Genomic DNA, 21488 nt, shown 5'->3' with positions numbered 1-21488 from the left:
ATCAAGATTACGAAATACTAAATTTGATAAATTTTATGAAAAAGTATTGTTAAAAGAAGATTTACCTAAAAAAAAATTAATTAGATTACTTCAGATAGCAATAATCTTTCTTAATGAAAAAGATATTAATATTATTAATTTAGGGTATAAAATTATATTAATGTATTCAAATAAGACTGCTGACTATAAACCTTTATTTGATATATCTATAAATAAAGGATTTATCCCTATATCAAAGTTTATAGAAAAAAATCTTTTATATAAAAAAGAAAGTTTTTTCAATATATTGAATTCTTCATATATGGAAAATTATAAATCTGAAAAAATTTATTTAACTAGTGAACAAAAAAAATTAAATGAATTTTTTATGAATGAAATAGATACATCTTTATCTATTGTTGCACCGACATCTTATGGTAAATCAGAATTAATTATAGAGGGTATAAAAAAGCAGCTATATAATAATATTTGTATTATTGTTCCAACTAAAGCACTTGTATCTCAAACAAAAAAAAGAATAATAGAGTCAAATATTGAAAACATACCAAGTATATTAACTTTTCCAGAAATGTATACACCTACATCTAAAAATATATTAGCAGTCTTAACTCAGGAAAGATTATTAAGATTACTGAAAAAGGATAGTCATTTGAAATTTGATTTAGTATTTGTTGATGAAGCCCATAACTTATTAGACAATAATTCAAGAAGTACCTTATTAGCAATTACAATAGCTATTCTAAATAAAAGAAATCAAAAAGCTGTTTTTAAATATTTAACACCTTTTTTATTAGATAGTAAAAATTTAAATATTTCATATGCAAAACATGAATTAAAAGAATTTAGAGTTAGTGAATATATAAAGTCTGAAAAATTTTTTATAAGAGATTTTAGAGAAAAAAGTGAGAACAAAAATATTGAAATTTATGATCAGTTTTTGAATAAGTTTTTTGAGATTAAAAATAAGTCTTTTATAAATGAGATTGATTTAATTATAAATGAACAGGGCTCTAAGAATATAATTTATTTTAACAAACCCAAGCAAATTGAGTTGTTTTCAATCATGTTATCAGAAAAATTACCTATAGTTAAATCAAAAAAAATTGAAGATGCATGTAAGAATTTATCTAAGTTTCTTCATAAAGATTATAATTTAATTAAATGTTTAAAAAAAGGAATAATATATCATCATGGCTCTGTGCCTAATCAAGTTAGATTATATATTGAAGATTTATTTAGAAAAGAAAAGTGTATAAAATTTATTGTTACTAGTTCAACTTTACTCGAAGGAGTAAATCTTCCAATAAATAAATTATTCATGTTGGATAATAAAAAAGGAAAAGGATTACTTACTCCTTCTCAGTTCAAAAATTTAATAGGTAGGTTGTCAAGGTTTAGTGAAGTTTTTTCTAATAATAGCAAAAATATGAATCTTTTAGAACCAGAAATATATTTAATAGGTTCTGATTTTATTGCGGAAAATGCAGATATTAAAGGTTTTATTAAAAACTGTATGCAAGTAGATAAAAAACATAGAGAAGTGCCTACAAATGTTTTATTAGAAAATACTAATATTTCAGAGAAAAATAAAAAAGAAAAAAAAGAAGCTGATGAGTTTATTGCTAATTTTGAATCAGATATTTTAGAAAATAAAAAAATAGAAAAGTCAAAAACAAAAATTGGAAGTACTTGTTTCTCTAATAATATAGTTGAAATTGATATTTTACAATATGAAGAAGAAATGAATAACATCTTAATTGAGTATCAAGATGATAATGAAAGAATTTCTTCTCCCAAAGAGGTTTTTAATGTAATTGTAAAAATATTTCTTCCTTTTATAAAAGAAAAAAGAGAATATGAAAATATTAGACGTCTACATCATAATGAAACTCAGAATTTTTATACAATGTTTTTAGAATGGAGAATGAATGGCACACCTTATAATTATATGGTAGGTCATTTTTTATGGTATTGGGAAAGGTTTAATAAAAAAGAAGATGACACTAATATTTCTAATCTTGAATTAGAAACATTAGATGTTAAAAAATATAAAGTTGAGTTAGAAGATGAAAAGTGTCTTGTTTATGTAGGAAAATGGGGGGATGAAAAAAGAGGAGGTTTTGCTGAACTTTGGACAAATATAAGATATAAAACGAAAAGAAAAAGGGTAAATTTAGCAATAGTTAGAATCCATGAAGAACAAGAGTTTTTAGACAATACTTTGATTAAGTTTATAGAAGTACTTAATGAATTAGAGGTATTAGAAGAAAGTTTATATAATCTTATAAAATATGGAACAGAAGATATAGAATTGATTTTATTAATTAAAAATGGAATTAGTTTGTATTTAGGAAATAAAATTGTCAATGAATATTCAACTTTCATAGAAATAAACTTATTAGAAGAAACTTATTCAATAGATAAAAGAATTGTACAAGAAATGATGAATAATAATGAAGATACAGTTACAATATTTGAGTTAGCATATATTTTAGGTGTTGAAATACAAGGATTATAAATATTTCTAGCTAGATATAATATTTCCCCCTAATACAACTTCCCAAATCTATCTACATATGTAAGATAAACTCTTAAATCAAACTCATATTGGTGATAGTTTGGTTCCATAAAGGTGCATAGGCTATAAAAGGTTTTGTCGTGTTGTTTCTCTTTTATATGGGCTAGTTCATGTACTACAATCATTTGTAAAAACTCTTGGGGTACGTTTTTAAAGATTGAGGCTATTCTTATTTCGTTTTTGCTTTTTAGTTTTCCACCTTGAACTCTTGAGATGATGGTATGTAAACCTAAGGCGTCGTTTATGACATTGATTTTTCCATCATATACTACTTTGCTAAGTGGCAGAGATTTTTTTAGGAATTGGTTTTTTAAATCCATTGTGTATTCATACAAAGCCTTGTCACTTTTATATTCGTGACAGGTTTTATATTTGCTAAGTAGATATTTATCTAGCTTTTTTTCATCTAGTAGCTTTTGTATTTGCTCCACATACTCTTTTGGATAGTGTGCTAGATATTTTAGCTTACTCATTTTAGATACTAAATCTCATCTAGCTTTTTTTGAAACTCATCATTTAACTTATCAAGTTGTTTTTGTAACTCTCTTAGTTCTTGCTCATGTTTTAATTTTTCTTGGCCACTTAAAGCCTCTATCTCTTCTATTCTTGTTCTTATAGGTTTTGTTGCTTGGCTTTTTTGAGTTACTATTTCTGCTCTTAGTTTTTTTATCTCTTTTTTGTTTCTTTTAGGTTTTTCAACCTTTTTCTCTTCAACTGCGTCATCTTCCCAACCAATTTTTTCTAAGAACTCATCATAAGTTCCATTGAAATAATCTGCACCATCATTTGTAAATACAATCAATCTATCACATACAGCTCTTAATAACTCTTCCGAGTGGGTTACAATCATACAAGAACCTTTAAAAGCTTTTATGGCATTTGTTAGGGCATCTATAGAGTCTATATCCAAGTGGTTTGTTGGCTCATCTAGGAAAAGTAGGTTTACATTTTGAGCTATTATTTTACCAAGCATTACCCTTGATTTCTCTCCCCCTGATAGTAGTGAGATTTTTTTCTTTGCATTATCTCCACTAAACATCATCAGCCCACAAATACTTCTTATAACTGCTTCTTCTAATTTGTGATTTACACTATAAATCTCATCCATGATTGTATTGTTTTGATTTAGGTGTGAGATATTTGTTTGACCAAAGTGACCAAATACACAAGATGAGTGAAAATCTACACTTCCACTTAAAGCTTCAAGTTCACCTGCAATTGTATTTAATAAAGTTGATTTACCCTTTCCATTTTTTCCTATAATTCCTATAGTTTCACCTTTAGATAGTGCAAAAGTGATATCTTTAAATAGGATTTTATCAGGAGTATATCCAAAAGATAAATCTTTTACTTCAACTAAAAACTTAGCAGCAGAATCTTTATAGTTAAAATCAAACTTTAGATTTGCATCATAATCCAAGTCTTCTAAAATATCCATTTTCTCCAAGATTTTTACTTTTGATTGGGCTAGTGTAGCAGTTGCTGCTCTTGCTTTGTTTTTAGCAATAAACTCTTCCAGGTCTTTTATCTTTTTCTCTTGTGCTATTTTTTGTTTTTCATGGTGCTCTTCATTTGCTAAGATTTGTTCATAGAATTTTCTAGTTCCACCTTGAATCATAAATGCACTTTTTCTAACTATTCCTAAAGTGTGTGTACAAACACTATCCATAAAATCCCTGTCGTGAGTGATTAGGATAACTTCACCTTGGAAGTTTTTTAAAAACTCTTTTAGCCATCTAATAGACAAAATATCCAAGTAGTTTGTAGGCTCATCTAAAAGTAGCATATTTGGCTCTGTTAAAAGCAGTTTTGCTAGATTTATTCTGATTTGATAACCACCAGAAAAAGATTTAGGATCTTTTTCTAAATCTTCCATAGTAAAACCCAAACCAAAAAGTATCTTTTCAGCTTTGTAGATTTCATATTTGTCCTCTTCACTTAGTGCAAGGGCTGTTTCATTTATCAAAGTTTTTTCAGTGAAGTCAAAATACTGTTTTAAAGCACCTATTTTATATGCTTTTGGAAGTTTTATCTCCCCACTATCTTGATGCTCTTCACCAAGTATAAGTTTAAATAATGTAGATTTTCCTGTACCGTTTCGTCCTACAAGACCAACTTTGTCTTTGGCATTTAATCTAAGATTTAAATCTCTATATAAATCATTTGTTGGATAACTTTTTGATATGTTAACTAATTCAATCATGGATACTCTTCTTTATGCGTTTTTTAAATTTGGGATTATACGGTATGATGGGTTATAGCCTTATAAAATTCTAAAAAAAATCAAAAATAGAAAAAAAGAGCAGATAATAACTTTTTTAACATTTTCTAAAAATTGATAGTAAAACTACTTTGTATAAATATTGAAAATTTAGGGCAGAGGAGATTATATTATAATAACAAAGTCATAAGTTTTAGATTTATGACTTTAAATTATTTGAGAGAGTTTTATATTTAAGCGATTTGTTTTTTATATTGATTTATTGATTCAAAAAGTGTATCCCATATCTCTGATAGTTCTAATACATCTTTTTTATTAAATAGGTTAGAAACATCTTGTGCCATTTCACTGCTATCTACTTCATATCTGATTACTTTATCACTGAATCTAACTACTACATTCTTATCTTGTGATGTAGCTTTACATATGCTTTTTATCATTTTATTTCCTATCTTTTAAAATATAAATAGTAATAGAATAATATAATAAGAAAGTAGCCAAAAAGTAACAAAAAAGTTTTAATAGATAAAATTATTTATAAAAGTTCAAGGGGCGAACTATTATATTTGTGAAAGGTAATATAGATATTGGACTTTTCCTATTATAAAGTAGTTTGTGGGAATTTTTATTATGATATTTTCTACTTCTTGTCTCTCTTATTGACTGCTTATTTTTCTAAAATATATATAGCATTAAATATTTAAAATCAAAATTGACTTTTGTTTTCTACGACGAACATGTCACATGGGAAACTCCAGCTATTCCAAATAGAGAGTCTGGTTTTTTGCTATAGTATTTCTCTTCTATCTCTTTAGTTTGTTCTTCATATGGTTTTGTCATAACCTCTTGTAGTTCATGTACTTTTGTATAGTCGCCTTTTTGAGCTTCTTGGTAGGCTTCTACTAAGTGCCACTCTCTTAAGGTATATTTTGGATTAGTTTGTTTCATTTTAGTTGATAATTTCTCCTTATCCTCTTTTGTGCTAATATCAAGGCTACTATTCCATTTTTTAAGCCAGTTGTTCCATCTCTGCTTTAATTTTTCATTTTCAAAGCTATTTCTATAAAAACTCTTCTCAATCTCTTTTACACTATTTGGAATATTTGAGAGTTCTCTATAAAATATTGTGTAGTCAACTTTTGTCTCAATCAAAAGCTCCATTAATTCATCAAAGAGTTCATAATCAAATTTATCAAATCCCATTTTTGAAGCCCACATTTTTTCTATTTCTATTTTCATGGTTAAGGCAAAATTTTTTTCTACATCTTCAAGCTCTTTTATATCTTCAGTAGTTTTAAGAAGTTGTTTTAAAGCACTACAAAAAGAGCCATAGTTTTTTTGTGCAGCTTGGGGTTGGTTGAAAAATGAGAAATGCATTCCTCCACCTGTCCAAGGTTGATATTGTGGGTCAAACATCTCAATAAATCCAAAAGGACCGTAGTCTAAGGTAAAACCTCCAGCGGCGCAGTTGTCACTGTTGAAATTTCCTTGACAGTATCCAACTCTTATCCAGTTTGCAACCAAAGAACAAAGCCTTTTTTGATATAGTTTTGCTAATAAAATTACTTTTTCTTTTAGACTTAAATCTTGATTTATCTCTTTATTATACTCTCTATCAATTAGATGTAAAACAAGCATTTCTAACTCTTTGTAAGAGTTTTCATACTCTTTTTTTCTTGTTCTTCTTCCGAAAAGTTCCACTTGTCCAACACGAATAAATGAAGGAGCTACTCTAGTGGTTATTGCCACATACTCTTTTATCATTTTCTCTGGGTCTCTTGAATAAGAGTTCTCTTTAAACCATGGTCTTAATACTTGTTCTTTTTTTGAAGTAAATAGAGTTAAAGACCTTGAAGTAGGAATATGCAAAGCGTACATATGTTCTTGTGCTAAAAACTCTCTTATGCTTGATCTTAAAACTGCTCTTCCATCTGCACCTCTACAATAAGGGGTACATCCTCCACCTTTTAGTTGAAACTCCCATCTTTTGTCATCTATAAAACTTTCTAAAACGGAGATTGCTCTACCATCTCCATAACCATTTCCTGTTTGAAAAGGGCATTGTGCATAATACTCTGTTCCATAAATAGAGAGAGCATATCCAGTTGCCCAGCCTTTATCTCTAAGCGGTTTTGTTAACTCTGAAATATTTCCAGAGAACATTTTTATAAACCTTTCATCTTTTAGCAACTCTTCACTAAGACCTAACTCTTTAAAAAAAATTTTGCTATGGGCTATATATATTGGTTCAGGGATTGGTGTTGGTTCAACATTTACATAGTGCCCACTAAAGACTTGTCTTGGGTCTTTGTTATCGCTTTTTTCTCCATTGGGGTCACTATTTAGTTTTTCTACAAAAGAGTAGTTAACTTCATTACTAAATTTTTCAAAGGTGTCAATATATTTTTTAGAGTTCTCTTTCATCTTTATTTATCCATATTTTATTATCTAATAATATTTTTATCATAAAAGTTTGAAGTAGATAAAAAAAGTTAGATTTAAAAATTTTTATTAAGTCAAAAATAAATTTTGTGAAACCATATAAAAGATATGTTAAAATCCATTTTAATTCCATATAAAAAGAGGTATTTAGTGGCAATTTTTGCTTTACAAGCGTTGGCTGGTGGATTTTTAGATGAAGATTTACACTCATTTAATAAATATTTTGATGACTGGTGTATTCAGTTTGAGAGTTATGAAGATGCAATGGATATAGTTCAGACTCTTGAAGACCCAGAATCTATTGATGTTGTTGAAATAACTCCATTAAGTTATCCAAAATATTTTTTTAACTCTTTACAAGGGACTATCTATGCAACAAGACAGATTGATGACAAGATTATCTGCGTAGTTGAGCCATACATAGGTTCTAGTTTTAGAATTGCTATCTGCGATTTAAAAACTAAAAATGTAAGGTTAACAAAAACAACATATAAAAATATTCCAAGTATTGAAAATGCCTTTTCAAATTTTGGAGAGAGCTTTTAAAGTTCATCAACCTTTACAGTCTGATCTCTTCCTTTGTCTTTAGCTTTATAAAGTGCTTTGTCTATATCTTTTTGAAAACTCTCTAATGTGTCATTTTCTTTTGGAGTTCCAACTCCAATACTGATTGTTAGTTTGTATTTTTGTAGTTTTTTTGACTCTTTTAAAGCTAAATGTAGTTTATGAGCTAGTTGGAAACTACTATTTATATCACTACTTGGATAGATAATAAGAAACTCTTCACCACCCCATCGTCCTACAATATCTGTTAATCTTGTAGATTCTTTTAAAATCTCTGCAAAATGTTTTAATACTTCATCTCCCTCTTTATGCCCATATTTGTCATTAATCTTTTTAAAGTGGTCTAAATCCAACATTAATAAAGCAAAATTATGTCCATGTTTTTGGTAGTTTTCAAAATGTATTGCTAACTCTTTATCAAGTTTATATCTATTATGAAGTCCTGTAAGAGAGTCTGTAATAGATTTTTTTGAGACCTCTTGATATGCTTGATGTTTATCTTTTAAGATATTTTTATAAGTAATAATAATTGGAACAATAGATAACAAAAAGAGTAAAAACGATAATAGCGTTTGAAGGGTATTTTGTTTTAAAACTTTGTTTACATAAGTAATATCCATATCAACGCCAACTACATAGAGGTTTCCTTTTTCTGTTTGTATTGGAAGTACAATAGAACGGTATGTTCCCCATCTATCGCTAAAAATAGGTACATAAGATGGTTTATATATTTTGTTTGGAGTAATATAATCTGTGTTTAGATGTTCAAAGCTATTTTTCAAAACTTCACTTGCATCTGGATAGGGGGTAAAATATCTAACTTCTGTATGTTCTTTTATCTCTGAATCCAGAGCACTTGAGCTTGTTAGATAGTATGATTTGTTTTTTCCATGTATTACAGTATAAAGAAATTTTGTACCCAACTGATTGTTTAATTTTGAGAGATTTTTTATATTTTGATTATCCTCTTGGGTACTAATTGATAATGCATTAAGTGCTCTATCATGAAAATCATCTTCTAAGACAAAAGGAACTGCAACTGCCGCCGAATAAAGCTGTTTATCTATTTGTGAAATTAGACGCTCTTTTTCGTAAAAGTAATTCCATATTGAGTAGATAGTCAAAATTGTTATAGTGAAGCTTATTGCCGCAACTATTTTTATAGTCTCTTTTTTCATCATTGGATAAGTGGTAAACCTTTAAATAAATTGATACTTGGTTATTCTACATAAAATAATTTTTTGTTTTCTTTTAGATTATAATTAAAATCATAATTTATTTTTTCTTTTAACTAAGTTAGAGAGAGTGGAAATTTTGTATATTTTTTAACTGATTTTATCTTTTTATTAATATAAGTCTATTTAGTTCTCTTTTTAATGATACTTGGCAAAGCATTTATAAAAATTGCACAGATAACTAAACTTCCACCTATTAGTGTCATTTTTGGCGGTATTTCACTTAGAAAAAGCCAGAGCCAAATTGGTGCCATGGTTGTCTCAATTGTTGAAAAAAGGCTTACTTCTGCTGAGCTTATATATTTTGTAGATATAAAAATAAAATACATAGCAATAGGAATTTGAATAAAACCCATAAGGCTTAACCAAAGTAGGGTTTCTAATGATATATCAAAAAGTTTATCCCCTAAAATAGACATAACAAGAGCAACGATAAAACCACTAAATGAGATAATAAGCATTGTAGGGAAATGGGAATATTTTCTAAGTAGTGTCAACTCTAATCCCATAGTTATAGCTAAAGCTACCCCAAACATATCTCCAAGGAGATTTCCTGTTATACTAAAAGAGTTTCCAAAAACAATAAAAACTCCCAAAAACGAGACTATTATAGCTATAAAAGTTTGTTTTTTTATTTTCTCTTTTAGTAAAAAAAAACTAAAAATTGCTGCAAAAAAAGAGGAGGTTGCTAATAGTACAACAGTATTTGCAGCAGCTGTATATTTTACAGAAAATACAAAAAAACAAGTTCCTAAGGCAGAGAGAGATACAACAAGTGCAAAATTCATAAACTCTCTTTTATTTTTTGGAGTCCAAGATTTTAAGCTACTTCTTCTAAAAAGAATCAACATACTAATTCCCATAAAAAGACCTCTATAAAAAGAGACTATAGAGGCATCTACATTTGCAAGTCTTATTAAAAGAGCATCAAAACTTATTATAAAAACACCCAATGCAGCAAAAATCATCCCCTGAATTTTTATATCTTTCAAAAGTTATATCTCCAACTAATCTAATAGTTTTATTACTTTTCAGTAATTCTATTTTGACTTATCCATGAGTTAATACCGTTTTCTAAATGGAAAACATGTTTATATCCTAGTTTATTAGCTAGAAAATCTCCAACAACACCAGTTCTATTCCCTGATCTACAAACAAGAACAAAAGGTTGTTCGCTACTTTTTACATATTTTGAGAATTCATTAAGCCACTTATCAACATCATATTTTCCACTTTGGTCAAAAAACATAATCTTTTTACTTGTTGGAATAACTCCTGATTCTTTCCATTCTTCGGGAGTTCTTATATCAATAACTACTATTCTTTCATCAATTTTATTTTGAAGTGTATTTGGTGTTAATCCTATAAAATCTGCAAAAGATAAAGTTATTAAAAAGAACAGTGATAAAAATAGTTTCAATTTCTAATCCTATATAATAAATTATTTTTGAAATAATAGCTGTAAATGGTTTAAAAGCTAGTCTATAGTCTCAATATTAACTAATTCAATTCCAGAATAATCTTTTTTTATAAGTTTTTTTATTTTTACATCCTCTTCTGCTAAGGTTATAATATCTGCAAAATCATCTTTGTTCACTTCAAATTGATATAACTCTTTTTGGGTTTCAATAGTGATTTTTGTATCACTCTCTTTTGTGTTAAGTTCTATATTTCTTAAGCCTTTGGCAAATTCACTTTTTATGAGTTTTGATACTTTTTCATTTTCAAGTAATTTTTTTAGACTTAGTTCCAAACAAAAGTCATTTTTGCATAATAGTTTATAAGTTACTAACATTTTTCCATCCATTTTTTTTCCTTCAAATTTTGTAGTTGAAATTTTAGCACTAAAAAAAGAGTATTTTAAAAAGTCTTACAAGCTGTAATATTTTTATAAAATATAGAGTTTATTTGGTCAAACTATTAATTAGTTCAACTAACTCTTCTTCTTCAAAAGGTTTTTCTAAAGTAGCATTTGCACCTATTAATTCAGCACTTATCAGATATGAAGTATCAAGTCTTCTGCTTCCTCCTGAAATAGCTATTATTGGAATATTTGTATCAATTTTTCTTAATGCAGTAATAAGTTCTAAGCCCTCTACATCAGGCATGATTATATCTGTTATAATAATATCAGGATTAAAATTTTTATATTTTTCAATAGCTTTTAAACCAGAAGAGAGAGTTTCCACTTCAAAATCTTTTTTTTCAAGATATCTGCTTAGTGCATATGATACTAATTCATCATCATCAATTAACAATACTTTTTTCATTTAATACTCTTTTATAATTGGAATTTTTATTATAAACTCTGTATATTCATTCTCTTTTGAGTCAACTTCTACTGTTCCCTTGGCATTTTTTATTATACCAAAAGTTTCAGAAAGTCCAAGTCCTGTCCCTTTTCCTTGCTTTTTTGTAGTAAAAAATGGGTCAAATATCAGCTCTTTGTTTTTATTACTAATACCACAACCATTGTCTTTTACTTTTATAATAACTTGTTCATTAGTTGTTTCAAAAGTAGTTTTTATAAAACCTGTTCTTCTATTTTCAAGGGCATGAATGGCATTTGTTATAAGATTAAAAATAACAATCTCCATATTTATTCTTGAAACAGGGATAATCAAATCAGAATTTTCTAAGTCTGTTTTAAACTCTATTGATGAAGGTATTGTAGCTTTTACAAGCTCTAATGTTTTTTCTAAAGTCTCAAAGATATGACAACTATTTGTTATTTTTGTGTTATCTTCTCTTGTAAAGTTTAATACTTGTTTTAAAATATCTCTTAATCCATAACTTGCTTCTATTACTTTTGATATATCTTTACTACTTTGACTATCTTTTGGTAGGTCATCTTTTATCATTTTACTTAGAGTTATTATTGGTACTAAATGATTATTAAGGGAATGTGCAAGTCCACCAAGCATACTTCCCATTGATTGAAGTTTTTGATTAGTTTGTGCTTTTTTTTGCTGCTCAAGTTCATGTTTTGTAAATTCAAGTACCTTTTCCCCAAAAATAATAGAGAGATAAAACAAAGCAAAAGAGAGAGAGATAAAAAAGGCAAATACTCCAAGTATTAGTTCATCTAACTCCCAACTTTCATGGGCTCTCGTATAAAGATAAAATTTATCAAAAAAATTAAAATGGATTAATAAGTAGGTTAAAACTAAAAATATTGAAATAAAGATTAGAAGGGCAATTATGCTATTTCTTTTTGAAAAAGAGTTTTTAATTAAATTTTCAGTCTCATCCATAAATTATCCTTATTTTCAAAGGGTTAGTAATAACTAACCCTTTGTTTAGGTTATGCTTTTAGTTTTTTTGTAACAAGTTCATTCACAACTTTTGGATTTGCTTTTCCTTGAGTTGCTTTTAATACTTGTCCTATAAAAAAGCCAAATAGTTTATCATTTCCTGCTCTATATTTTTCTACATTGTCAGGATTCTTTGCAATAATCTCATCAATAATTGGTTCAATTATTTTTGGGTCACTTATTTGAACAAGCCCATTACTCTCAACAATTTTAGAAGGGTTTTGCCCAGTTTGTGCCATCTCTTCAAAGACTTGTTTTGCAATTTTACTTGAGATTGTCTCTTCATCAATCATTTTAACAAGCTCAACAATTTGTGATGAAGTGAAGTTTAGTTTTCCTTTATCTTTTAGCTCTTTTGCCACATCATTTGCCACAATATTTGCCAAAGTTATAGGGCTATTTAGCTCATTTAAACAAGATTCATAAAAAGATGAAAGATTAGTATCCCTTGCTAGGATATTTGCAACTTCACCATTTAGATTTAATTTATTAGTATATCTATCAAATAGTGTTTGTTGCTCTTCACTCATAGCTTGAGCTTCACCATGAATTACCTCTTTTTTTGGTTCAACTTTTATCTCAACTTTTGGTTTCTCTTCTGTTTTACTCTTTTTAGCCCAAGAGTCTTTTAAACCAACAATTTTATTAAATACTGGGTTTTCATCACTATAATCAATTGGATCAGCATAGAAGTAACCTTGTCTCTCAAATTGAAATCTTTCATCAGCTTTTTCTAAAATTACAGCTGGTTCAATTAGAGCATCTTTTATGATTTTTAAAGAGTTTGGATTTAAATCCTCTAAACTTTCTGGTGCTTCATTTTTATATAATCTATCATAAAGTCTTACTTCAACTCTTTTTGCCTTTTTTGCACAAACCCATTGAATTGCACTTTTTACTTTGATTCCACTTTTATCTTGACCACTTTTTGAGTCTTTGTTATATAAAGCTTTTATCTCTACAATATTTCCCAAACTATCTTTTATTACCTCTTTACAAGTAATAATATATGCGTGTCTTAATCTTACAGGTTGCTCTAAAGTTAGACGATTATACTCTTTTGGAGGATTCTCCATAAAATCTTCTCTTTCAATATAGATTTCATTTGAAAAAGGTATTTTTCTACTTCCCTCTTTTGGTACATCGTGAGGATAGTATGAAGCTTCAATCTCTTCATCTCCTTCATAGTTCTCAATCGTCACTTTTATAGGATCTAGTACACACATAACTCTAGGTACTTTTTTATTTAAATCATCTCTTATACAAAATTCAAGTTGTGATACATCAACCATTGAGTTTGCTTTTGCAATACCAATTTGGTCACAAAAGTTTAAAATAGATTCAGGAGTATAACCTCTTCTTTTATATCCAGCAATTGTTGGCATTCTTGGATCATCCCAACCACTTACATAGTTTCCATTTACAAGTTCCAGAAGTTTTCTTTTGCTCATAACTGTGTAGTTAATTCCAAGTCTTGCAAACTCATGTTGATAAGGTCTTGGTGGAGTTAGGTCTAATTCATCTAATAACCAATCATAAATATCTCTATTATTCTCAAACTCTAAAGTACAAATTGAGTGTGAAACTCCCTCTATATAGTCAGATAAACAGTGAGCAAAGTCATACATTGGATAGATGCACCACTCATCTTTTGTTCTAAAGTGGTGAGCATGTCTAATTCTATATAAAAGTGGATCTCTCATTTTCATATTAGCTGCGCCCATATCAATCTTAGCTCTTAAAACATGTTCCCCATCTTTAAACTCGCCGTTTTTCATTTTTTCAAGTAAGTCTAAGTTCTCTTCAATAGTTCTTTGGGCATATTTACTTCTTTTCCCCGGTGTTGTAACTGTTCCTCTATACTCTTTTATCTCTTCTTCATTTAAACTGTCAACATAAGCTTTACCCATTTTTACTAGCTTTACAGCATATTCGTAAATTTTTGGAAAATAATCAGAGGTATAACGTACTTCTCCTATCCATTTAAAACCTAGCCATTTAACAGCATCTTTTAAAGCCTCTACATATTTTGTATCTTCAGTAGTTGGATTTGTATCATCCATTCTAAGATTACAATGACCGCTGTAATCTTTAGCAATACCAAAATTTATGCAGATAGATTTTGCGTGTCCTATGTGTGGGAAACCATTTGGTTCAGGTGGGAATCTTGTAACAATCTCTTTATAAGTACCTTTTTTTATATCCTCTTCAACTATTACACGTAAAAAATCTTTGTTTTCACTCATTATTATTAAACCTTTTTTCTAACTCTTATTGGTTTGAATTTTATCAAATTTGAGCTTATATTATAGGCTTTGTGTTAGATTAGGAAGTGAGGAGAACTCTATTTATATTTTATTGTTCATCAACTTCTAAAATTGGTTCAACAATACTATATAAAAATTTCTCTTTACTAAAAACAGTTTTAGAGATAATAGCAACAAGTTTACCATCTTGGAAAACTCCACCACCACTATTTGATGGAATTGCCAAACAAGTGCTTCTGATCTCATCTTTTTTATTTAAATCTGCTAAATCAAGGCTTAGATTGATCCCTGTTGGGTTGTTTTTAACTTTATAAAATTTACAATTTTTTTCCTCTAAAAGAACATCATAAAACATTCCCTCTTTTGACATTGAGTAGTATTTAAAAACCCCTTTTTTATTTAAGTTAAGTTTTGCAACTTTTAGTTTTGAACTATCTTTTGTCTCTATATAGTTTAAATCAAAATGAAGGTTTTTTGACTCTTTTATATTACAATGTTTTGCTGTATAGATTCTATTTTTTGCATGGACTCCATTGCAACTCTTATCAAACTTTACAAAATAGTTATACTCTTTATTTAAAATTGGTTTTGAAGAGTTCATCTCCAAATATTTCGGTATTTGTTCTAAACTATTTTTTGGAAAAGAGTAGTTAGGTATTAAATTATTCATATACTTTTCAAGCAAAATGATATTGTCGCTCATTGCTTTTACAGTAAATTCTGGGTCTGGATTTTGTATTAAAAAATTTCTAAATTTGACTAAACAATTTTTTGTCGATTTTAAATAGATATATGACAATCTTGTATAGTCATTAAACTCTCTTGCCTTTTCATATTTTTCAATACACTCGTCCCATGTAAAAGCATAAATATGAGTTGAACTCATTAGTAAAATCAAAAAAATTACATAACGCTTTTTCATAATATAGAATTATACTATATTTTATAGAGAAAGTAAACTTTTTATGAAAGCAAAATTAAGCTTTTACAAAGTTGTTATTTAACTTAAAGTATAATTTTCTCTTTTTTTAAAGGGATTATTTATGTCAGAGTATTCATTTTTATTGGCAATTGCAGTTGTATTTATTTTTGGAAGTATGAGTCCAGGTCCTAGTTTTATTTTAGTTGCAAAAACTGCAGTATCAAGACCTCTTAATGAAGGTATAGGTATCTCTATAGGTTTGGCTTTAGGTGCTGTATTTTTTACAATTTTAGCAATTTTAGGACTATATGCACTATTTGAAGCAGTACCTTTTTTATATGCACTTTTTAAAATATTAGGGGGCTTATATCTTCTTTATTTAGCTTATCAAATTTTAAAACACTCAAATGAACCTTTAGAGATGAATATGAAATTAGAAAAAAACTCAAAGGGTTTTTTAAAAGCTTTGGTTTTTGGTTTTTTAACACAAATTAGTAATCCAAAAACAGCAATTATTTTAGGTTCAATTTTTGCAGCACTTTTGCCAAAAACTATGCCTGAATACGGAGAAATATTACTTTGCCTTTTAGCTTTTACTATAGATGCTTTTTGGTACTGTATTGTAGTATTTTTACTCTCTACAAAAAAATCTCAGAAAGTCTACTTACGATTTAAAAAATATATAGATAGAGTTGCCGGAAGTTTGTTGGCTGTTTTAGGTCTTAAGTTGGCAATTGATTAAAAAAAGAGGGAAGAACCTCTTTTTTTATAATAAACCATTAAGTTTATCAGCAAGGGCTGCTTTTGTTGTAGCTCCAATTACATGATCAACTATCTCTCCATCTTTAAAAAACAGAATGGTAGGAATTGATCTAATTCCATACTTAACTGTTAACTCTTGTTCAATTTCAGTATTAACTTTACAAATTTTTGCTTTTCCCTCAAACTCTTGTGCTAATTGTTCAATTGCAGGAGCAATCATTCTACAAGGACCGCACCAAGGAGCCCAAAAGTCAACTAAACTAATGCCACTACTTACAGTATCTTCTATACTATTTTGATCTAGTTCAATATATTTTGACATTTAAATCTCCTCTTATAAATTTGCTTCGTGTTTTCCCAAGTATTCAGCAACACCAGCAGTTGAAGCTTTCATACCTTCGTCACCTTTAGTCCAACCAGCAGGACAAACTTCACCATGTTCATTAGTAAAAATCATAGTATCAACCATTCTAATCATTTCATCAATATTTCTTCCTAATGGTAAGTCATTGATAACTGCATGTCTAATTGTTCCATCTTTGTCTATTAAAAAAGATCCTCTTAATGCAACTGATTCTCCAAAAAGAACATCATAGTCTCTTGAAATTTGTTTAGTTTTATCTGCAACCATTGGGAATTTAACTCTTCCGATACCACCATTTTCTACTGGTGTTTCTCTCCAAGCAAAGTGTGAAAACTCTGAATCAACAGAACAACCTATAACTTGAATACCTCTTGATTCAAACTCTTCAACTCTTTTTGAAAAAGCAATAATTTCTGATGGGCAAACAAATGTAAAATCTAATGGCCAGAAAAATAATACTGCACCTTTTTTACCAATATTTTTATATAAATTAAAATCTTCAACGATTTGACCATCTGCTAATACAGCTGTTGCTGTAAAATCTGGAGCTTTTTTTGTTACTAACATTTTATATCCTTTTATTTAATTATTTTTTGTGATGGTGAAAGTATACATAGATTAATTTAAATTAATATTAATAAATTTTACTAAAGGAAAAAAATTATCCTTTATTGAAAATTGATATTTATCAATTTTGTAAGTTCTCTAATATATGTAAACGTTTTTGAAAGTTCCAATATTTAACTTATAAAGTAATAGAATTAAACTATGAAACAGATACTAATTATTTTAACTCTACTTAATGCCCTTTATGCAGATTATAAAGAGCTTCTTTTTAATGGTAATTGTATTACTTGTCATAGGACAGATGAACTAAATAAATCTGCACCAACTATTATTGAAATTAGAAAAAGATATATTGAAGTATTCCCCAAAAAAGAGGAGTTTGTTAAACATTTAAGTCAATGGGTTTATAGACCAAATGAAGAGAAATCTATAATGCAAAAGGCTATACAAGAGTATAAACTTATGCCTGAGTTGGGTTATGATATAGATACTTTAGAGCAGATTGCTGAGTTTATTTACGAAAAAGAGTTTATGTAGTCTTTTCTCTCTTATTCATAGGAATAAAAATTGCATAAAAATTATTTAATAATTTTACTAAGGGTGCATTATGATTTTAGATATGAATATAAAACTTTCTGGTATTAATGAAGAGTTTTTAAATGAGCTAGATGAACTAATAGAAGATACAAGAGTAGAGTATTTTATAATAAATCCAAAGAGTGAAATAGAGTTAGAAGAGACTTTAGAGCTTTGCAAAAAATATAGAAGATTTAAATATACACTTCCTGTAGCGTTTAGAGAGAAGATGGATAAAAACTGTGTTGCTTACAAAGTTACAAAAGAAGAAGAGTTGGATTTAGTAGAGAATATTCCTTTGGTTGTAGAATCAAATTGTTTAAATGAAAGCTTTATTTTGGCGCTAAATAGTAGGATAAATAGAGGTGTTGTTTTAGATGCAAAACAGAGTGATACAAAATTAGAAAAATTTGCCTACTCTATTTCCCATGATTCCCTTAAAGATTGGACTAAAAAGGGTATTACAGATGTTGATTTTAATAAACTTGCATTGCAAAGTAATTATCCTGATTTTAGTTATGATGAACTTATTAATGGACTATTAAAAGATATTTCAGATTTAACTTTTAGAGCAGAGCAGACAATAGCTGCAGGTGGAACAAGAACAGTTTTAAAGACTTTTGAGTTATTGCAATAGTATAATTCTCTTTTTAGGAGAAAAACTATGACTATTGTACAAGTCTCTGATACTCATATTAAAGCTAATGACCAATTAGCATATAATAAAGTAGATACAGTTAAAGCACTTATAAAGTGTGTTAATCATATAAATAACTTAAAACCAAAACCTGATTTTGTTATGTTTTCAGGAGATATAACTGATAGTGGTAGCAAAGAAGAGTATAAGATTTTTAAAAATATAGTTACTTCTCTTGAGATTCCTTTTTATATAATTCCTGGAAACCATGATAACAGAGATAATCTACGAGAGAGTTTTAAAGAGTATGGTTGGTATAAGGATGGTGAATTCCTTCATTTTAGCCTTGAAAATTTTCCTTTAAGAGTTATTGGTTTAGACTCTATTGTTTTAGAAAAACCTTATGGTGCTTTGTGTGAGAAAAGATTAAATTGGCTTGATGAAAAGTTAAAAGAGTTTCCTTCTAAAGAGACACTACTTTTTGTTCATCATCCTCCAATTGAGATAGGAATAGAACATATAGATAAACTAAATCTTTCAAAAGGTTCAAAAGAGTTAAAAGAGATTTTTGAAAAAAATTCTCAAGTTGTTGCACTTGCTTGTGGGCATGTGCATCGTACAACTTGTAGTTTATGGGGTAGGGTTTTAGTTACAACAGCAGCTTCATCATCTCATCAATTTACACTTGATTTAAAAGAGGGTGCAGCAGCAAATTTTATACTTGAACCACCTTCTGTTGCATTGCATCATTACAATAATAAAAGAGTTACAACCCATGTAAGTTTTATAGAAAAGTTTGAGGGACCTTATCCTTTAGAATAGAGTAGTTTAGTTGAAAACTACTCTGTTTCTTCCGCCTTTTTTAGCTTCATATAAAGCATCATCGACTCTTTTAACAATAGTTGTTACACTATCTTCTGGTGTATATACTGTAACTCCTAAACTAATAGTAAGATTAGATATTTTTGGAAATTTATGTTCTTCTATATGTTTTCTAATATTTTCTGCAATTATTTCCACTGCCTCTTTTTGTGTTTCTGGGCAGATAATTAAAAACTCTTCTCCACCCCATCTTCCAATAATATCGGTTTTTCTAATAAGCTCACCTATTTTTGTTGTAATTTCAACAAGGACATCATCTCCTGCTTGGTGTCCAAAGGTATCATTGACTTTTTTAAAGTAATCAATATCAAAAAAGATTATTCCAAAAGTGTGGTTAAATCTTTTACTTCTTTCAATCTCTCTATCTAAGAGTTCATCCAGTCTAGCTCTATTATAAATATCTGTTAGTTTATCTGTTATGGCAAGTCTTTGAAGTTCCATATTTTTTTGCTCAATCTCTTTTTTTGCTTCTTTTAAAAGTTTATTTGTTTTTGAGATTTTTCTATTCCAGTATCCAAAAAATGAAATAAAAATGATTGCAATTAGAAGTGTTTTCCAAAATAATGAATAGTCTGGTTTTTTTTCATATTTTATAGATAACCATTTATTGATTATCCCTCTGTGTTGTTCAGAAGTGATACTATTTACACTTTTTTGCAAGATATTAAGTAGTTTTGGGTCATCATTTCTTACCCCAATACCAAGTTTTATATCTTCACTCATTGTTCCTGATATTTTTAATTTACCAATATAATCTTGTTGGAGATTATAACCAACTGTAACAAGTGTTCCAAGGTAAGCATAAAGTTCATCTTTGTTAACTTTTTCTAATCCATCTTTTACATTGTTAACTTCAATTATATTTATATTAGGATACTCTTTTTTAAATAGTTCCACATAAGCATAACCTTTTGTAATTCCAACTTTTTTACCTGCTAAATCTTTAAAATTATTAATAAAAGGTTTATCAAGTTTTGTAGTTAAAACAAGAGGAATAGTTAAATAAGGAGTTGTAAAATTAAGATATTCTCTTCTTTGGGGTGTTTCCATGATTAGAGAAACAATATCACATTTTTTCTCTTTTGCAAACTGTAAAGTTTGACTCCAAGAATTGGTTTTAATAGGGATAAATTTAATAGAGAGCATATCTTCAAAGAGTTTATAATAATCTGCACTTATCCCTGTATAATTCCCATTTTTATCAAACCCTTCATAGGGCATTAAATCTGGGTCAATACACATTGTTATATCTTTTTTCTCTTTTAAATATTTACTCTCATTTATTGTCAATGAGGTATATTTTTTATGTCCCAAATTATACTTTACATCTATCCATCTATCAATTAGAACATCCCACTCATATTTTTGTATAGCATTTAAACTCTTTTGTATAATAGAGTGAAGAATTGGTTTATCTTCTCTAATTCCAAATCGTAAATCCTCTTTTTTTATATCTGGAAGTTTTAATTCACCAGCTAATTTCAGATTTGTATAAAGATTTTTTTTGATTAGATAGTTGATATTTGGAAGGTTTTGGATTAGCGCATCAATTTTTCCAAAAACCAAAGCTTGGGTAATCTCTTCATAGGTTTCATAAACAACAAGATTCATACTATTCATCTCTTTTAGCTCTTTATAATAAAAGACATCTTTTAAAATACCAACTTTTTTACCCTTTAGGCTATCTAAGTTTTTATATTCACCAAAAGTGTCTCTAACAAAAATCATAATAGGGATCTCATAATAAGGTTTAGTATATAGTGTATAAGGTTCCCTCTCCTCTTTATATGAGATACTTGCAATCATATCAACTTGTTTTGTTTTAAATTTATAAAGGATTTTATTCCAAACCCCATAATTATTTACAAAATTAAGACCACTTTTTTGTGATAATAAAGAGAGAAGATCTTGCTCAAAACCTATAATTTTATTATCTTCAATAAAAGAAAAAGGTGAGAAATCTGGCATAAGGGCAACTTTAATATTTTTATTATTTGAAATAAACTCTTTTTCTTCTTCGGTAAAATCAATTGAAAGCAGTGAAATAGGAATAAAAAATAGTAATAATATTTTTAAAAATGTTATTTTTTTCATTGTTTTCCTTGTAGTATATTAAAATAATAACTAAATAATAAGTTTTATTTTATTGAAAAAAGA

Annotated in this window: 21 protein-coding genes; 6 read left to right on the top strand and 15 right to left on the bottom strand. The window is 28.2% G+C overall.

What is annotated here, in order from left to right:
• Positions 1–46: 46 nt before the first annotated feature.
• Complete coding sequence (locus AEBR_RS10280; RefSeq protein ID WP_172658894.1) at positions 47–2518, top strand: DEAD/DEAH box helicase; 2472 nt, start codon at positions 47–49, stop codon at positions 2516–2518.
• A 29-nt stretch (positions 2519–2547) separates the two neighbouring features.
• Here the strand turns inward: AEBR_RS10280 and AEBR_RS10275 are convergent, their stop codons facing one another.
• From AEBR_RS10275 to AEBR_RS10260, 4 genes are all read right to left on the bottom strand, one after another.
• Positions 2548–3051: a YgjP-like metallopeptidase domain-containing protein gene (locus AEBR_RS10275; protein WP_129086339.1), complete on the bottom strand. Its 504-nt coding sequence runs from the start codon at positions 3049–3051 to the stop codon at positions 2548–2550.
• Between the two features lie 8 nt (positions 3052–3059).
• Positions 3060–4781: an ABC-F family ATP-binding cassette domain-containing protein gene (locus AEBR_RS10270; RefSeq protein ID WP_129086340.1), complete on the bottom strand. Its 1722-nt coding sequence runs from the start codon at positions 4779–4781 to the stop codon at positions 3060–3062.
• 251 nt (positions 4782–5032) lie between these two features.
• A complete protein-coding gene (locus AEBR_RS10265) occupies positions 5033–5239 on the bottom strand; it encodes a hypothetical protein (RefSeq protein ID WP_129086341.1) in 207 nt (68 codons plus the stop codon).
• 286 nt (positions 5240–5525) lie between these two features.
• A complete protein-coding gene (locus tag AEBR_RS10260) occupies positions 5526–7223 on the bottom strand; it encodes a protein adenylyltransferase SelO family protein (RefSeq protein WP_129086342.1) in 1698 nt (565 codons plus the stop codon).
• 168 nt (positions 7224–7391) lie between these two features.
• Here AEBR_RS10260 and AEBR_RS10255 point away from each other — a divergent pair, with 168 nt between their 5' ends.
• Positions 7392–7787 (top strand): hypothetical protein, encoded by a 396-nt coding sequence (locus tag AEBR_RS10255; protein WP_129086343.1) that lies wholly within the window; start codon positions 7392–7394, stop codon positions 7785–7787.
• Here AEBR_RS10255 and AEBR_RS10250 read toward each other — a convergent pair.
• From AEBR_RS10250 to AEBR_RS10215, 8 genes are all read right to left on the bottom strand, one after another.
• Positions 7784–8986, bottom strand: coding sequence for a GGDEF domain-containing protein (locus AEBR_RS10250; RefSeq protein ID WP_129086344.1), 1203 nt, complete (start codon positions 8984–8986; stop codon positions 7784–7786). The two genes, AEBR_RS10255 and AEBR_RS10250, sit on opposite strands and share 4 nt — an antisense overlap.
• 176 nt (positions 8987–9162) lie before the next feature.
• On the bottom strand, positions 9163–10032 hold the full coding sequence (locus AEBR_RS10245; protein WP_129086345.1) for a DMT family transporter: 870 nt from the start codon (positions 10030–10032) through the stop codon (positions 9163–9165).
• A 32-nt stretch (positions 10033–10064) separates the two neighbouring features.
• Positions 10065–10460 carry a rhodanese-like domain-containing protein gene (locus tag AEBR_RS10240; protein ID WP_129086346.1) on the bottom strand — a complete coding sequence of 132 codons (396 nt, stop codon included), beginning with the start codon at positions 10458–10460 and terminating at the stop codon, positions 10065–10067.
• Positions 10461–10517: 57 nt separating this feature from the next.
• Positions 10518–10847 (bottom strand): hypothetical protein, encoded by a 330-nt coding sequence (locus AEBR_RS10235; RefSeq protein ID WP_129086347.1) that lies wholly within the window; start codon positions 10845–10847, stop codon positions 10518–10520.
• A gap of 97 nt (positions 10848–10944) precedes the next feature.
• Positions 10945–11310, bottom strand: a complete 366-nt coding sequence (locus tag AEBR_RS10230) for a response regulator (RefSeq protein WP_129086348.1) — start codon at positions 11308–11310, stop codon at positions 10945–10947.
• The gene (locus AEBR_RS10225; RefSeq protein WP_129086349.1) at positions 11311–12294 is read right to left on the bottom strand and encodes a sensor histidine kinase; all 984 of its coding nucleotides are present in this window, start codon (positions 12292–12294) and stop codon (positions 11311–11313) included.
• A 50-nt stretch (positions 12295–12344) separates the two neighbouring features.
• Positions 12345–14600 carry a glutamine--tRNA ligase/YqeY domain fusion protein gene (locus tag AEBR_RS10220; protein ID WP_129086350.1) on the bottom strand — a complete coding sequence of 752 codons (2256 nt, stop codon included), beginning with the start codon at positions 14598–14600 and terminating at the stop codon, positions 12345–12347.
• Between the two features lie 109 nt (positions 14601–14709).
• Positions 14710–15519, bottom strand: coding sequence for a hypothetical protein (locus tag AEBR_RS10215; RefSeq protein WP_216843182.1), 810 nt, complete (start codon positions 15517–15519; stop codon positions 14710–14712).
• Between the two features lie 145 nt (positions 15520–15664).
• Between AEBR_RS10215 and AEBR_RS10210 the strand changes: the two genes are divergently transcribed.
• Positions 15665–16285 carry a LysE family translocator gene (locus AEBR_RS10210; protein ID WP_128979345.1) on the top strand — a complete coding sequence of 207 codons (621 nt, stop codon included), beginning with the start codon at positions 15665–15667 and terminating at the stop codon, positions 16283–16285.
• Between the two features lie 24 nt (positions 16286–16309).
• On the opposite strand, the gene trxA is transcribed toward AEBR_RS10210, so the two are convergent.
• A complete protein-coding gene (gene trxA, locus AEBR_RS10205; protein ID WP_129086352.1) occupies positions 16310–16627 on the bottom strand; it encodes a thioredoxin in 318 nt (105 codons plus the stop codon).
• Between the two features lie 12 nt (positions 16628–16639).
• Positions 16640–17236, bottom strand: a complete 597-nt coding sequence (locus AEBR_RS10200; RefSeq protein WP_129086353.1) for a peroxiredoxin — start codon at positions 17234–17236, stop codon at positions 16640–16642.
• Between the two features lie 201 nt (positions 17237–17437).
• Between AEBR_RS10200 and AEBR_RS10195 the strand changes: the two genes are divergently transcribed.
• From AEBR_RS10195 to AEBR_RS10185, 3 genes are all read left to right on the top strand, one after another.
• Positions 17438–17773 carry a c-type cytochrome gene (locus tag AEBR_RS10195; RefSeq protein ID WP_129086354.1) on the top strand — a complete coding sequence of 112 codons (336 nt, stop codon included), beginning with the start codon at positions 17438–17440 and terminating at the stop codon, positions 17771–17773.
• A 70-nt stretch (positions 17774–17843) separates the two neighbouring features.
• Positions 17844–18449, top strand: a complete 606-nt coding sequence (locus tag AEBR_RS10190) for a hypothetical protein (protein ID WP_129086355.1) — start codon at positions 17844–17846, stop codon at positions 18447–18449.
• Between the two features lie 27 nt (positions 18450–18476).
• The gene (locus AEBR_RS10185; protein WP_129086356.1) at positions 18477–19271 is read left to right on the top strand and encodes a phosphodiesterase; all 795 of its coding nucleotides are present in this window, start codon (positions 18477–18479) and stop codon (positions 19269–19271) included.
• Positions 19272–19277: 6 nt separating this feature from the next.
• Here the strand turns inward: AEBR_RS10185 and AEBR_RS10180 are convergent, their stop codons facing one another.
• The gene (locus AEBR_RS10180; protein WP_129086357.1) at positions 19278–21425 is read right to left on the bottom strand and encodes a transporter substrate-binding domain-containing diguanylate cyclase; all 2148 of its coding nucleotides are present in this window, start codon (positions 21423–21425) and stop codon (positions 19278–19280) included.
• Positions 21426–21488 lie beyond the last annotated feature (63 nt).

The sequence above is a fragment of the Halarcobacter ebronensis genome, assembly GCF_013201825.1.
In the GTDB taxonomy this organism is placed as follows: domain Bacteria; phylum Campylobacterota; class Campylobacteria; order Campylobacterales; family Arcobacteraceae; genus Halarcobacter; species Halarcobacter ebronensis.
The sequence above is the reverse complement of the archived record's forward strand: the minus strand, read 5'-3'. Positions and strand labels throughout refer to the sequence as shown.

Coding starts and splice junctions, on each gene's coding strand:
- AEBR_RS10275 (WP_129086339.1), bottom strand. CDS start 3,051: ATGAGTAAGCTAAAATATCTAGCACACTATCCAAAAGAGTATGTGGAG.
- AEBR_RS10270 (WP_129086340.1), bottom strand. CDS start 4,781: ATGATTGAATTAGTTAACATATCAAAAAGTTATCCAACAAATGATTTA.
- AEBR_RS10265 (WP_129086341.1), bottom strand. CDS start 5,239: ATGATAAAAAGCATATGTAAAGCTACATCACAAGATAAGAATGTAGTA.
- AEBR_RS10260 (WP_129086342.1), bottom strand. CDS start 7,223: ATGAAAGAGAACTCTAAAAAATATATTGACACCTTTGAAAAATTTAGT.
- AEBR_RS10250 (WP_129086344.1), bottom strand. CDS start 8,986: ATGATGAAAAAAGAGACTATAAAAATAGTTGCGGCAATAAGCTTCACT.
- AEBR_RS10235 (WP_129086347.1), bottom strand. CDS start 10,847: ATGGATGGAAAAATGTTAGTAACTTATAAACTATTATGCAAAAATGAC.
- AEBR_RS10230 (WP_129086348.1), bottom strand. CDS start 11,310: ATGAAAAAAGTATTGTTAATTGATGATGATGAATTAGTATCATATGCA.
- AEBR_RS10225 (WP_129086349.1), bottom strand. CDS start 12,294: ATGGATGAGACTGAAAATTTAATTAAAAACTCTTTTTCAAAAAGAAAT.
- AEBR_RS10220 (WP_129086350.1), bottom strand. CDS start 14,600: ATGAGTGAAAACAAAGATTTTTTACGTGTAATAGTTGAAGAGGATATA.
- AEBR_RS10210 (WP_128979345.1), top strand. CDS start 15,665: ATGTCAGAGTATTCATTTTTATTGGCAATTGCAGTTGTATTTATTTTT.
- trxA (WP_129086352.1), bottom strand. CDS start 16,627: ATGTCAAAATATATTGAACTAGATCAAAATAGTATAGAAGATACTGTA.
- AEBR_RS10200 (WP_129086353.1), bottom strand. CDS start 17,236: ATGTTAGTAACAAAAAAAGCTCCAGATTTTACAGCAACAGCTGTATTA.
- AEBR_RS10195 (WP_129086354.1), top strand. CDS start 17,438: ATGAAACAGATACTAATTATTTTAACTCTACTTAATGCCCTTTATGCA.
- AEBR_RS10190 (WP_129086355.1), top strand. CDS start 17,844: ATGATTTTAGATATGAATATAAAACTTTCTGGTATTAATGAAGAGTTT.
- AEBR_RS10185 (WP_129086356.1), top strand. CDS start 18,477: ATGACTATTGTACAAGTCTCTGATACTCATATTAAAGCTAATGACCAA.
- AEBR_RS10180 (WP_129086357.1), bottom strand. CDS start 21,425: ATGAAAAAAATAACATTTTTAAAAATATTATTACTATTTTTTATTCCT.